This window comes from Gordonia rhizosphera NBRC 16068 (assembly GCF_000298195.1).
In the GTDB taxonomy this organism is placed as follows: domain Bacteria; phylum Actinomycetota; class Actinomycetes; order Mycobacteriales; family Mycobacteriaceae; genus Gordonia; species Gordonia rhizosphera.
Map to the genome: position 1 here is coordinate 90733 of NZ_BAHC01000069.1, position 13083 is coordinate 103815.

Sequence of the window (13083 nt, forward strand, 5' to 3'; positions counted from 1 at the left end):
GGATGCAGCTGGGGGACGTAACCATACCCGGGGGAGGAACTGATGACGGCCGCGTCAGGGGCGCGCGACGAGGCCGCGCCCGGTGACCGGCGGCAGATCCAGGGCGGTCACGAGTCCGGGTTTCGCATCGACCACGGCAGCAACGGAATTCACCAGTCGCATCGCCGTGATGATCATCCCGGATACGTTGTGGTCGCCGTGCTCGCCACGGTGGGTGAACTCGACCGTCATCTCGGGTTCGCCGGAGATGAGGATGCGGTAGCACCCGTCGCCCTCGGCGGGTTTCGGCCAGTCCGGACACTGGTCGGGGTGGGTGCGGGTGTAGTGCTCGAGGACCACCCGGTCGACACCGCCGACCTGCCCGATCACCTCGAAATGCAGTGCTGCCATTGTCCCTTCGGCAATGTCGACGGACACTGTGGAGTAGTCGCGGTCCGCGGCGACCCGCTCGTGACGCTCGACCAGCGGTTCGTCCAACCTCACCCCCAGCCCGGCGGCGAGCTGACGGACCACACTCCCCCAGCCCATGGCCAGCACCCCCGGGTAGAGCAGGATCGGGGTCTCGTCCATCGGCTGACCGAAACCGAAGATGGTCTTCATGACGACGGGCTGATAGTAGGTCGAGTAGTCGGCGATCTCCAGGCAACGCAGCTCGTCGATTCGCTGCGACAGACTCGTCATCGCCAGCGGGAGCACGTCATTGGCGAAGCCGGGGTCGATGCCATTGACGTGCAGGCTGGCGTTACCGGTCCGGCCCGCGGCCTCGATCCGGTCGAGGAGGTCGACATCGAGGATGCCGGCGGGAAACTGCAGCACCACGGGGCCGCTGGACACCACGTTGATCCCGGCCTCGACGAAGGAGATGAGGTCGTCGATGGCCTCGAAGATCCGGTCGTCGGTCATCGCGGTGTGCACGATGCAGTCGGGTTTGAGTGCGATGAGCGCGTCGCGGTCATTCGTCGCGACCACGCCGAGGTCGCGACCCAGGCCGGCGAGTTCGCCGGCATCCCGACCGACCTTCGCCAGGTCGGACACCCAGACCCCGACGAGTTCCAGATCCGGCCGGGCGTCGATTCCGGCGATGGCGTGCCTGCCAACGGTCCCGGTCGACCACTCGACCACGCGCAGCGTCATGTCCCTAAATTAGAACATGTTCCACTTTCCTGGGTCCGGTTTGCCGAAGACAGTGCCCGGTCACGCCGCCGCCACCACAGCCCGGTGATGGTGGCGACGGTCGCCGCCATGCAGACTCCGGCTCCAGCAAAGGCCACTGCCATCACCCAGCCCGGCGTGGTCTCGTCGACGAAGGGGCTGGGCAAGAAGGTGAACATCAGCCCGACCGACCACGCGGCGACATTCACCGGAATCCACCAGACCGCGCCGAACACACGGCCGCGCAGCACGAGGTACTGAGCGGTCGGGATACTCAGCAACAACGCGATCCCGCCGACGCCCATCACCACCCACACCACCGGATGTCCGAAGTCCACGTCAACACCCGAGTCGTCGAGGGTCGACGGGAGCATCCCCAACGACCAGGCGAACGACGCCGCGACCGCGGTGGCGGCCACCCACCGGACCACCGGAACAGCGAGCAACGTCGGCCGCAACGCCATGGCCTGCCCGAGTCCCAGCAGCGCACCCTCACCCGCCCCGAAAACCACAACGGTGATCCACGCCGCCCATGGCGGGAAATCGAAGGTCGTGGTGAGCGCCAACGCTGATGCGGGAATCAGGAAACCGACTGACTCCGCGGCCGTCACCAGGCCGATCCACCGCCCGATCGAGAATCTCATCCGCCCTCCGATCATCGCGTGCCGTAGGGTCACGATCGTGCAGCATCGCAACGACGAGGCCCACGATTCCACCGTCGCACCCGTCGCGGTGCGGCACGAGGGTCACAAGACCCTGATCAAGTGGCATCGGGCGCGCTGCCGTGCGGGTGATCCGGCGTTCACGGCGAGCCGCATCGTCGAGGGTATGCGGGCCGGGGCCAGCGTCGAGATCGACCTTCGCATCCATGCCGACCGCGGGTTCGCCGTGCTGCACGACCGCGACGTCGCCGACGCCACCACCGGCACCGGGCGGGTCGACGATCTGTCTGCCGCACAGGTCCGCTCCCTGTTCCTACGCGCGGAGGACGGGTCCCCACTGCGCGAGCGGGTGCTGCTGCTCGAGGATCTCGCCGACCTGCTGGGGACGATCCCGGTTCATCCGGATGCGTTGTTGCAGTTGGATTTCAAGGAGACGGCCGCCGCACTCGACGACACGGCCACAAGGAACTTCGCCGACGCGGTGACACCGTTCGCCGCACACGCGATCCTGTCCTGCGGGGACGCCGAGGCGGTGGGGATGCTCACCGATGCGGTGCCCGGCATCCGCATCGGCTACGACCCGTGCCATCGCGGGGCGGTTCGCCGGGTGCTGCTCACTCGGGCGTTCGACGGATTCGTCGAGCGCGCCGTGAGCGCGTCACCGCGCGCCGAGATGGTGTACCTGGAGATCCGGCTGATCCTCGAGGCCGACCGTCGCGGCTATGACATCGTCGGGGCCTTCCACGACCGCGGGCGCACCGTCGACGCGTACACGATCCGGGGCGTCACCGGCGAGCAGTTGCGGCAGGTCCGCAGGCTCATCGAGCTGCGCGTGGACCAGATCACCACCGACGACCCGGAAGGTCTGATCGCCGCGCTGTAGCGCTCGGGGCAACACTAGACGTGCAACGACCACAGGGGCTCGATCGGAACATTGCGAACGATGAACCACGAGACGACGGCGACGAGCGCGATCATCGGCGCGTAGCGCAGGTGCTGCCAGCTACGTACACGTCGACCCCGCCACAGTCCGACGCTGTATGCCACGAAGGCGTAGACCAGCAGCGCGATCGCCACCACTCCCAGCCCGTTGAAGTGCAGCGCGGCCGGGACATCACCGTGCAGCAGGGCGTAGATCATCCTCATCGACCCGCAACCGGGGCAGGTGACACCGAACAACAGCTTGGTGGGGCAGGTCGGGAGGAACCCGCCGGGCGCTGTCGGGTCGCCGAGCCAGATCGCGGTACAACCCGCCGCGGCCACGGCAACGATGACGCCCGGGCCGAGCAACCGATGGGACGAGAGGGCCGCCTGTTTCGTCAGAACGGCCCTCTCGAACCGGTCAGTACGTGTTCGTGGAGAGGGCAGCTGCGACGATGAGGACATAGAAGATCACGCTCACGATCGCCACCACGACGCCGGCCACAGCACCCCAGATCGACCACTTCTTCGCCTCGTCGGCGGCCTGCTGCGCACCCGCGAAGTCACCGGCCGCCCAGAGTTTGCTCACCGACGTCGCCTTGACGATCGCGACGATGCCGAGCGGCAGACAGCACAGCACCGTGCACAGGATCGCCCAGACGAGGTTGTTGTCCGGCGCGGGCCCCGGGTGCGCCGTAACCGTACTGCTGCCCATACGGCTGCTGCTGACCGTACGGCTGCTGCTGACCGTACGGCTGCTGCTGACCGGATGGATCTTGGCCCGGATCATAGGGATTGCTCATCGATTCCTCCCGAGTCGTTGACGGGAGGAGCTTATCCGGATATTCGCGTCTCGGCGCCTCACCCACGTCGGGCGTCCACCGTTCGGGCTACGCCGGGCGACGCCCCAGTCACACACCACTGCTGGTCGTCGAGCGGGCCGTGGCGACGTCACCGACGATCACCTGTCCAAGGTGCGCAGGCTCATCGAAACACGCCTCGACAGATCACGACGTGGATGACCCCGGCTGCAGTCGAGCAGCGTGTCTATCCTGGCGATGTGGCGAGCAGATCAGTGGAGACCGAGCGACGCGGACGCGGCGAGGCCCGGGAGCGGGTACTCGATGCGGCCTTGGAACTGTTCTCCGGCCACGGCGTCAGCGGCACATCTTTTCAGATGATCGCCGACGCTCTCGGCGTCACGAAGGCCGCGGTGTACCACCAATTCCAGTCCAAGAATGACCTTGTCATCGCGGTGACCGAACGTGAGCTGGGAATCCTCGAAGAGCGCCTGCGTGCCGTCGAAGCAGCCGCCGGCGACGACACGGCACTCGCCCGTGCCGCGTTGTTGGATCAGGTCATCGATCTCGCGGTTGCCGACCGTGGCCTGGTCGGCACGTTGCAGTTCGACCCGGTGATTGTGGGAGTTCTCGCTGATCACCAACCATTCGCGGACTACGTCACCCGCTTGTTCGGCGCCCTGCTGGGCGAGGGCACCGATGAGAACCTGGTCGCCGGGGCCATGCTGTCGGGCGCCATCGCGGTTGGCGTGATGCATCCATCGGTTGCCCACCTCGACAGCGCGGATCTACGTGATCACATTCAGAAGATCCTGCGCCGGATCATCTTTGAGGGTGTCGATACGGCCCCGACGAACTGACCCGCGTTCACCTCGCGGCCGTTGACCTTAGGATAGACGATCGTCTAGCCTAAGCGGGGGTGCGGCCGTGAGCTCACGGTCGGAGCGATCGGAGGCAGGGTCGGTGGCCGAATCGACTGAATCGCGCAACAGCGTTCGCACCCAACAGCTGTGTCTCTGGAGCGTTCCGGTCACCGGAGTCATTCTCCTCGTCGCATTTGCGATGTTCCCGGGCTTCTTTCCGCCGATGTCGCCCGACGAGTCCGCCACACAGGTGGCGAACTTCTACCGCGACAACACCTCACGCATCCAGTTCAGCATGGTGGTGTTCAATCTCTTCAATGTCATGCTGGTGCCGTTCTACGCCGTCGTCGTCACGCAGATCCGGCGTATGGCCACACCCAGCCAGGTTCTCGGATTCTGCTATCTGACCGCAGTTGTCTCCGGCGCAACACTTTTCGCACTCGCCGACATCTTCTGGCTCGTCGCGGCGTTCCGGCCGGAGCGCAACCCCGAACTCGTCCAGCTCCTCAACGACCTCGCATGGATCGTGCTCGTCGCACCGGTCGGCATGATGGTGGTACAGGGCCTGGTCCTGGCGCTCGCGGTGTACCTCGACGATCGCGCGAATCCCGTCCTCCCGCGCTGGGTGTGCCCGTTCAATCTCGTCGCGGCGGCGCTCTGGGCGCCGGCCGCCGGTGCCGCGGTGGCCCGTACCGGGCCGTTCGCCTGGGACGGGTTCTTCTCGTTCTGGCTGCATTGGACAGTCCTCGCGGTGTACGTGATCACCATGCTCGTCGTGCTGACCACGGCAGTCCGCCGGCAGTCGGCTTCGGCCCCGCTCGTCGACGACATGGCGTCGAATATGGAAAACGCGGTATGAGCGGCGTATCTGCCGTGGCCACATCGACCACACGTCGCCCAAGTCCAAGGGCGCGCAGCAGCAAGTTCGATCTCTGGTTCACCTTTTGGACGATCCCTATCTTCTATGGTGCGCAAGGACTCATTTATGTAGTCCTCACCCGCCTGATGCCTCCCAGACGCCCGGACGTCGGCCCGGACCAGGTTGCCGAATTCTTCTCCGACCACTCACTGGGCATCAAGGTCGGCTTCGGCGCCCTGATGGTCATCTCCGGGTTCGTGGGCACCGCCAACGGGCTCATCGCGTTCCAGATCCGCCGGATGTCGGTGAGTCCGGCGTTCAGCTACGCATTCATCGGTGCACTGGCAGTGGGTGCAACCCCCGGCTTCCTCATCGGTGGATTCGCCTTCCTGGTAGCGGTTTTCCGCCCACACCGCTCACCGGACACCCTGATGATGCTCTACGACTTGGCCTTCCTCTCATTCATCGGTTCACTCGGGTGCTTCGCAGCGGCCTGGACAGTCCTCGGCGTCGCAATCCTGCTGGACCGCAACGAGATCCTGCCGAAGTGGTTCGGCTACGCCACGATCTGGCAGATCATCACCGAGTTCATCGCCGCGTTGGTCTTCTTGTTCGAGGCCGGGCCCTTCGCCTGGAACGGCGCGGTGACCTTCTACATCAACACCGCCGTCTACCTCTTCTGGCAGGTGTGCCAGTTCTACGTCCTGTTCAAGGTCGTGCAGGCATTTCAGGGACACCGCAGTCCGATGTCGACGAACCGTGGTGGTGCTCCCGCACCCATCGGCATGGAGCGCAGAACATGAGCGGAGTGGACCACGTTGAGCCGGAAGCGGCGGGTGGTGCCGCGACAGGAACGTCCGAACCCACCCCCACTCGTACAAGCCATCTGCCGGGCACCGGGGCCATGTGGTTCTTCGTGCTGGGCGACATGGTCATCTTCGGCCTGTATTTCATCGCCTATCTCGCGTTCCGTGCGCGCGACGTGCACATGTACCGCGAGTCTCAGCTCCATCTCGACCAGAACATCGGATTCGTCAACACACTCGTCCTGCTGATCAGCTCATGGCTGATGGCCCAAGCGGTACTCGCAGCCCGATCCGGCGACCTCGGTCCGAGCCTTCGACGCATCTACGGGGCGGCCGGATGCGGGATCCTGTTCATTCTTCTCAAACTCGGCGAATGGTGGTCCGAGATACAAGCCGGGTACACGGTGAAGACCGACGACTTCTTCGGTTTCTACTACATGCTCACCGGCGTCCACCTGTTGCACGTCGTCATCGGGCTGATCACTTTGGGAGCCGTGGCGTTCCGATTACGCACCCGATCTCGGTCATCCGCGAAAGTGGTCGAGCAAGGCGCCACCTACTGGCACATGGTCGACTTCCTGTGGGTGTTGATCTTCGCGATGGTCTATCTGGTCCGATGATCCGACTCGACGAATCCCACCGTCTCACTGTGACGCTCGGCGTGCTGTGTTCCATCACCGTGCTCAGCTGGTGGCTGGGTCATGAGACAGGCGGACATTCCACCGCGATCGGTCTCGCGGTGCTCGCCATGGCATTTGTGAAGGTCTGGCTCATCCTTCGTGATTTCATGGAGGTTCGCTCCGCGCCGCGCTGGCTGACGCTGGTCACGGGTGGCTGGCTGATCATCGTGGCCGCGACCAGTGTCACCCTGTTCCTGAACTGACCGACGGGGGCCGGGGCCGGATCGCGAGGACGATTCCCGATCCGTCGTCGCATCGGCACGTCGTGACCATGGGTGGACGGGGCTACCGCGCAGCGTGGCGTAGCCGTGCATGTCATAGGACCAGACGAGGGCGTCGAGTTGCTCGGCGCCGAAGCCCCCGGCCGGGGGTACATCAGCGGAACAGGTTCGGCAGAGTCCCCTCATGTACCACGCGAAGCTCGTCGAGCGTGATCTCGAACTGATCCTGCACCGACACCGCGTCGCTACCCTGGTCAACCACGCCGATCCGGGTCCACGGCATACCGCGGGCGTCGAGCATCGAGACGAACCGGGACTCCTCGGTACGCGGCACGGCGACCAACGCTCGGCCGGTCGACTCGGAGAACAGCCACACGAACGGATCCGCGTCCTCGGGAAGCAGGATGCGACAACCGGTTTCGCCGGCGAGCGCGGACTCGACGACGGCCTGCAGCAGCCCGCCTTCGGACAGGTCGTGGGCCGCCGACACCAGTCCGTCGCGGGATGCCGCGACCATGATGTCGGCGAGCAGCCGCTCGTGATCGAGGTCCACCTGCGGCGCCACCCCGCCGAGGTGATCGTGGGCGACCTGCGCCCAGATGGAACCGTCGAACTCGTCACGGGTCTCACCGAGCAGGATCAGCGTCTCGCCCGGTTCGGTGCCGAGACCGGTCGGGATACGCCGGTGCACGTCGTCGATGACGCCGAGCACGCCGACGACGGGCGTCGGCAGGATCGCCGTCGAACCGGTCTGGTTGTAGAAGCTGACGTTGCCGCCGGTCACGGGGATGCCGAGCTTGGCGCATCCGTCGGCGAGACCTCGCACGGCCTGCTGGAACTGCCACATCACCGCGGGGTCCTCGGGTGAGCCGAAGTTGAGGCAGTTGGTGACGGCCTTGGGCTGCGCACCCGATACGGCGACGTTGCGGTAGGCCTCGGCAAGCGCGAGCTGCGCACCGCGGTACGGGTCGAGGAACGTGTAGCGCCCGGACGCATCGGTGGCCAGAGCGATACCGCGCCCGGAGCTCTCGTCGATACGGACCATGCCGGAATCGGCGTACTCCGCGAGCACCGTGTTGCCACGGACGTAGCGGTCGTACTGCTCGGTGATGAACTTGCGGCTGCACAACGCCGGGGAACCGAGCATCGCCACCGCCGTCTTGCGCAGTTTGTCCGGGGTGTCGGGCCGGGCCAGCGGCTCGGTGGTCGACTCGATGACGCGGTCCTGCCAGTCCGGCCGCTCGAGCGGACGGTGGTAGACGGGTCCCTCGAGGGCGACGGTCCGCGGCGGGACGTCGACGACGGTCTCGCCGTGCCAGGTGATGACGAGATGATCGCCATCGGTGACCTCGCCGATGTCGGTGGCGAGCACATCCCACTTGCGGCAGACGGCCATGAAGGCGTCGACGTTCTCGGGGGTGACGACGGCGCACATACGTTCCTGCGACTCGCTGGAGAGCACTTCGGCCGGCGTCATGCCCTCGGCGCGCATCGGCACCTTCTCCAGGTCGATGTGCATGCCACCGTCACCGGCCGCTGCCAGTTCCGACGTCGCGCACGACAACCCGGCACCACCCAGATCCTGGATCCCGACGACGAGCCCCGCGTGATAGAGCTCGAGGCAGCACTCGATGAGCACCTTCTCGGTGAAGGGGTCCCCGACTTGCACGCTGGGCAGCTTCTTGCGGTTGGGGCCCGAGTCATCGCTGTCGTCGAAGGTCTCCGAGGCCAGCACCGACACGCCGCCGATGCCGTCGAGTCCGGTGCGGGCACCGAACAGGATGATCCGGTTCCCGGTGCCCGACGCGAACGCGAGGTGCAGGTCCTCGGTGCGCAGCACACCCGCACACAGCGCGTTGACGAGGGGGTTACCCGCATAGCTGGGGTCGAAGACGGTCTCGCCGCCGACGTTGGGCAGGCCCAGCGAGTTGCCGTAGCCGCCGACACCGCGGACCACGCCGTCGAGGACGCGGCGGGTGTCGGGCGCGTCGGCGGGCCCGAATCGCAGCTGATCCATCACCGCGATCGGTCGGGCGCCCATCGCCATGATGTCGCGAACGATGCCGCCGACACCGGTGGCCGCGCCCTGGTAGGGCTCCACGTAGCTGGGGTGGTTGTGCGACTCGACCTTGAAGGTCACCGCCCACCCGTCGCCGACGTCGACGACACCGGCGTTCTCGCCGATGCCCGCGAGCATCCCGGCGCGCATCTCGTCGGTGGTGGTCTCACCGAAATAGCGCAGGTGCACCTTCGACGACTTGTAGCTGCAGTGTTCCGACCACATCACCGAGTACATGGCCAGCTCGGCGTCGGTGGGGCGACGACCGAGGATCTCTCGGATCCGGGCGTACTCGTCGTCCTTGAGACCGAGCTCCCGGAAGGGTTGCGGTTGGTCGGGGCTGCCGGCAGCGGCTGACACGGTATCCACCTGCGCACTCACTCGTGACAGTGTAGGTGAGAGATCGTCGCGCGGTTATTCGTGTGTCGATGTCACCGCGATGACTGCATCACGGAGCTCGGGCCGGCAGATCACCAGGTCCGGCAGGTAGGTGTCGTCGCGGTTGTAGACGAGGTCCGACCCGTTGGTCCGGCCACACCACAAACCTTTGCCCTGCGCGACCGCCACGGGGGCCGCCGAGTCCCATTCGTACTGGCCACCGGCGTGGACGTAGGCGGCGGCCTCACCGCGCACCACCGCCATCGCCTTGGCACCGGCAGACCCCATCTGCAGCACCTCGCCGCCGATCGCGTCGGCCACCGCCTGCGAGAAGGCCGGTGGCCGTGACGCGCTGACGACGACGCGTGGTCGGTCGCCCGCCGGCGTGGCGGCGAGACCCTCGGTGGGTGCAACCGGGTCGGGGTCGTCGAGGTAGGTGACACCGAGCGCGGGCAGGGCGACCGCGCCGGCGATCAGCCCGTCGGTGGCCGACCACAACGCCACGTGCACGGCCCAGTCGGTGTGGCCGCCGGTGCCGTATTCGCGGGTGCCGTCGACGGGGTCGACGATCCACACCCGAGGTGCGGTTAGACGGGACTTGTCATCGGCGGACTCCTCGGAGAGGACCGCGTCGTCGGGCCGTTCGGCGGCCAGGCGTGCGAGCAGCAACTCGTTGGACCGCAGGTCGCCGGCCTTGCCGAGCTCCTTGCCGGAGAGCCCGCTGGTCGCGCGGATGTCCATCAGTAGTTCGCCCGCCGCGGTGGCCAGATCTCCGGCGAGGACGCGATCAGCCGACATGTGCACTCCTTGCTGTCACAGCCCGAGGTTTCGAATCACCGCTTCGGCGACCTCGGCGGGCGAGCCGTCGGCCGGCGTCACGACGATGTCGGCGTGCAGCGGTCGTTCATACGGTGAGTCGATGCCGGTGAACTGGCTGATCTCGCCGCGGCGGGCCTTGGCGTAGAGGCCTTTGGGGTCGCGGTCCTCGCACACGTCGAGGGGGGTGTCGAGGAAGATCTCGTGGAACGGCAGGCCACGTTCGGTGTGGATGTCGCGGGCGCGGCGGCGTTCGTCGGCGAACGGACTGATCAGCGACACGATGGCGACGGCTCCGGAGTCGGCGAACAGCGCGGCGACCTCGGCGGTGCGGCGGATGTTCTCGCGGCGGTCGTCGTCGGAGAACCCGAGGTCGGCGTTGAGGCCGTGGCGCAGGTTGTCACCGTCCATCAGATACGCCGGTCGGCCCTCGGCGACGAACCGCCGTTCGAGTTCGACGGCGAGCGACGACTTCCCCGACCCGGACAGCCCGGTCAGCCACAACGTCGCCCCCTGATGGGTGCGCTGCTCGCGGGTGACCTTGGTGGTCTGCCACACCACGTGACTGTCCCGGCTGACCGGCGCGGTGATCATGCCCGCCGCGACGGTCTTGTTGGTGGCCTCGTCGATCAGGATGAAACTGCCGGTCTCGCGGTTCTTGCGGTAGGAGTCGAACATCACCGGCTGCTGGGTGTGCACCGACAAACGCGCGATCTCGTTGAGCCGCAACGCCGTCGACTCCTCGTCACGGTGCAGGGTGTTCACATCCAGCCGATAGTTCAGCCCGGACACCTGGGCACGAGTCAGGCGGGTACCGCACAGCATCTGGTAGCGGTTCCCCGCGGTCAGTTCGGTGTCCTCGGAAAACCAACACACCATCGCGTCGATGTCACGACCCACATAGGGGCGGTTGTTCGGCCGGGCCAGCATGTCCCCGCGCACGATGTCGATCTCGTCGGCCAACTCCATCGACACCGCCATCGTCGCGAACGCCTCGTCGACCTTGGCCCCGCCCGGCCCCCAGATCTGGGTGATGGTGGTGGTGAAACCACCCGGCAACACCACCACCTCGTCCCCGCGGGAGAACACCCCACCGGCCACCGTCCCCGCATAGGCGCGGTGATCGGCGCCGTCGGCGCGTTGCGGGCGGATCACATACTGCACCGGCATCCGCGCGTCGATCAGGTTGCGGTCCGACGCGATGTACACGTTCTCCAGATGATTGAGCAGCGGGCGGCCCTCATACCAGTCCATGTTCGTCGAGGCGTCCACGACGTTGTCGCCCTGCAACGCCGAGAGCGGGATGAAGGTGAGGTCGGTGACGTTGAGTTTCGCCGCGAACGCGATGAAATCGTCGACGATCTCCTCGAACCGTTCCTGGGACCAGTCGACCAGGTCCATCTTGTTCACACAGATCGTCAGGTGCGGGATCCCCAGCAGCGTCGAGAGGAACGCGTGGCGTTTGGTCTGCTCCAACACCCCCTTGCGGGCATCGACGAGGATCAACGCCAGATGCGCGGTCGACGCCCCGGTCACCATGTTGCGGGTGTACTGCACATGCCCCGGGGTGTCGGCGATGATGAACTTGCGTTTCGGGGTGGAGAAATACCGGTAGGCGACATCGATGGTGATGCCCTGCTCCCGTTCGGCGCGCAGGCCGTCGGTGAGCAACGCCAGATCCGCGTACTCGTCACCGCGGGCGGCACTGGTCCGTTCGATCGCCTCGAGCTGATCGGTGAAAATCGTCTTCGAGTCATAGAGCAGCCGGCCGATCAACGTCGACTTGCCGTCATCGACCGACCCGGCCGTCGCCAACCGCAGTAGTTCTTTGGGCATCAGAAGTACCCTTCCTTCTTCCGGTCCTCCATACCCGCCTCGGAGATCCGGTCATCGGCACGGGTGGCGCCACGCTCGGTGACCCGGGTGACCTCGATCTCGGCGATCACCTTGTCCACCGTGTCGGCGTCACTGCGCACACACCCGGTACACGTGGCATCCCCCACCGTACGAAACCGCACCCTCTCGGTCTGTGCCGCCTCACCCGGATACGTTTGCAGGAACCGGGTTTTCGCCAACAACATGCCATCACGCGGCACCACCTCACGGTCATGCGCGTAATAGATCGGCGGCAACTCGATCTCCTCGGCGGCGATGTACTGCCAGATATCCAGTTCGGTCCAGTTGCTCAGCGGGAACACCCGGATGTGCTCACCCCGGTGATGGCGCCCGTTGTAGAGGTGCCACAACTCCGGACGCTGCGCACGCGGATCCCACGCCCCGAACTCGTCCCGGAAACTGAACACCCGCTCCTTGGCGCGGGCCTTCTCCTCATCGCGGCGCGCCCCACCGAACACCGCATCGAACCGGTGCTCCCGGATACCCCGCAACAACGCGGTGGTCTGCAACCGGTTGCGCGACGCACCCGGCCCGGTGTCCTCCACCACGCGGCCGGCATCGATGTCGTCCTGCACCGAACTCACCACCAACCGCACCCCGGTCTGTGCCACCACCCGGTCGCGATACGCGATCACCTCGTCGAAATTGTGGCCGGTATCCACATGCATCAACGGAAACGGCACCGGCGCCGGCCAGAACGCCTTCTGCGCCAGATGAAACATCACCACCGAATCCTTGCCACCCGAGAACAGCAACACCGGACGCTCAAACGTCGCCGCCACCTCACGAATGATGTGCACCGACTCGGCCTCGAGCGCCGCCAGATGGGTCAGCTCGTATCCGTGATGCACGGGTCCGTCCTGCACGCGAGTCGTCCTCGACACCGATCCGTCTCCTTGACCTGTCGGGAATACGACGCCAGTCCTCGACTATATGGCATCGGCCTGCGCACCCATGGCGACCACGCCGA

The 13083-nt window shown here is 66.1% G+C and carries 13 protein-coding genes and 1 pseudogene; 6 read left to right on the forward strand and 8 right to left on the reverse strand.

Annotation, left to right across the window (positions count from 1 at the left end; all coding sequences use genetic code 11):
- Positions 1–54: 54 nt before the first annotated feature.
- Positions 55–1134 (reverse strand): NAD(P)H-dependent amine dehydrogenase family protein, encoded by a 1080-nt coding sequence (locus GORHZ_RS08190; RefSeq protein ID WP_006331907.1) that lies wholly within the window; start codon positions 1132–1134, stop codon positions 55–57.
- Positions 1131–1796, reverse strand: a complete 666-nt coding sequence (locus GORHZ_RS08195) for a hypothetical protein (RefSeq protein ID WP_006331913.1) — start codon at positions 1794–1796, stop codon at positions 1131–1133. The genes GORHZ_RS08190 and GORHZ_RS08195 overlap by 4 nt, the downstream gene beginning before the upstream one ends.
- A gap of 37 nt (positions 1797–1833) precedes the next feature.
- Between GORHZ_RS08195 and GORHZ_RS08200 the strand changes: the two genes are divergently transcribed.
- The gene (locus GORHZ_RS08200) at positions 1834–2697 is read left to right on the forward strand and encodes a glycerophosphodiester phosphodiesterase (RefSeq protein ID WP_006331914.1); all 864 of its coding nucleotides are present in this window, start codon (positions 1834–1836) and stop codon (positions 2695–2697) included.
- Positions 2698–2711: 14 nt separating this feature from the next.
- On the opposite strand, the gene GORHZ_RS08205 is transcribed toward GORHZ_RS08200, so the two are convergent.
- Positions 2712–3104, reverse strand: a complete 393-nt coding sequence (locus GORHZ_RS08205) for a DUF2752 domain-containing protein (RefSeq protein ID WP_006331915.1) — start codon at positions 3102–3104, stop codon at positions 2712–2714.
- Between the two features lie 52 nt (positions 3105–3156).
- Positions 3157–3538 (reverse strand): annotated as a pseudogene (locus tag GORHZ_RS08210) (CD225/dispanin family protein).
- Positions 3539–3795: 257 nt separating this feature from the next.
- On the opposite strand from GORHZ_RS08210, the gene GORHZ_RS08215 reads away from it, so the two are divergent.
- From GORHZ_RS08215 to GORHZ_RS08235, 5 genes are all read left to right on the forward strand, one after another.
- Complete coding sequence (locus GORHZ_RS08215) at positions 3796–4395, forward strand: TetR/AcrR family transcriptional regulator (protein ID WP_245551376.1); 600 nt, start codon at positions 3796–3798, stop codon at positions 4393–4395.
- A 103-nt stretch (positions 4396–4498) separates the two neighbouring features.
- Entirely contained in the window at positions 4499–5257 is a 759-nt protein-coding gene (locus tag GORHZ_RS08220) for a hypothetical protein (protein ID WP_006331931.1), read from the forward strand.
- Between the two features lie 146 nt (positions 5258–5403).
- Entirely contained in the window at positions 5404–6060 is a 657-nt protein-coding gene (locus GORHZ_RS08225; protein WP_174347168.1) for a hypothetical protein, read from the forward strand.
- Positions 6057–6683: a cytochrome c oxidase subunit 3 gene (locus tag GORHZ_RS08230; protein WP_006331933.1), complete on the forward strand. Its 627-nt coding sequence runs from the start codon at positions 6057–6059 to the stop codon at positions 6681–6683. The genes GORHZ_RS08225 and GORHZ_RS08230 overlap by 4 nt, the downstream gene beginning before the upstream one ends.
- Positions 6684–6712: 29 nt before the next feature.
- A complete protein-coding gene (locus GORHZ_RS08235) occupies positions 6713–6946 on the forward strand; it encodes a cytochrome C oxidase subunit IV family protein (protein ID WP_245551377.1) in 234 nt (77 codons plus the stop codon).
- Between the two features lie 172 nt (positions 6947–7118).
- Here the strand turns inward: GORHZ_RS08235 and purL are convergent, their stop codons facing one another.
- From purL to cysD, 4 genes are read right to left on the reverse strand one after another with little or no spacing between them, the layout of a single operon-like run.
- A complete protein-coding gene (gene purL, locus GORHZ_RS08240; RefSeq protein WP_174347169.1) occupies positions 7119–9404 on the reverse strand; it encodes a phosphoribosylformylglycinamidine synthase subunit PurL in 2286 nt (761 codons plus the stop codon).
- A gap of 33 nt (positions 9405–9437) precedes the next feature.
- Positions 9438–10199 carry a 3'(2'),5'-bisphosphate nucleotidase CysQ gene (locus GORHZ_RS08245; protein WP_006331946.1) on the reverse strand — a complete coding sequence of 254 codons (762 nt, stop codon included), beginning with the start codon at positions 10197–10199 and terminating at the stop codon, positions 9438–9440.
- Between the two features lie 15 nt (positions 10200–10214).
- Complete coding sequence (gene cysC / locus GORHZ_RS08250) at positions 10215–12053, reverse strand: adenylyl-sulfate kinase (RefSeq protein WP_006331948.1); 1839 nt, start codon at positions 12051–12053, stop codon at positions 10215–10217.
- Positions 12053–12997 (reverse strand): sulfate adenylyltransferase subunit CysD, encoded by a 945-nt coding sequence (gene cysD / locus GORHZ_RS08255; protein ID WP_245551378.1) that lies wholly within the window; start codon positions 12995–12997, stop codon positions 12053–12055. Before cysD ends, cysC begins: the two co-directional genes overlap by 1 nt.
- Positions 12998–13083: the final 86 nt, after the last annotated feature.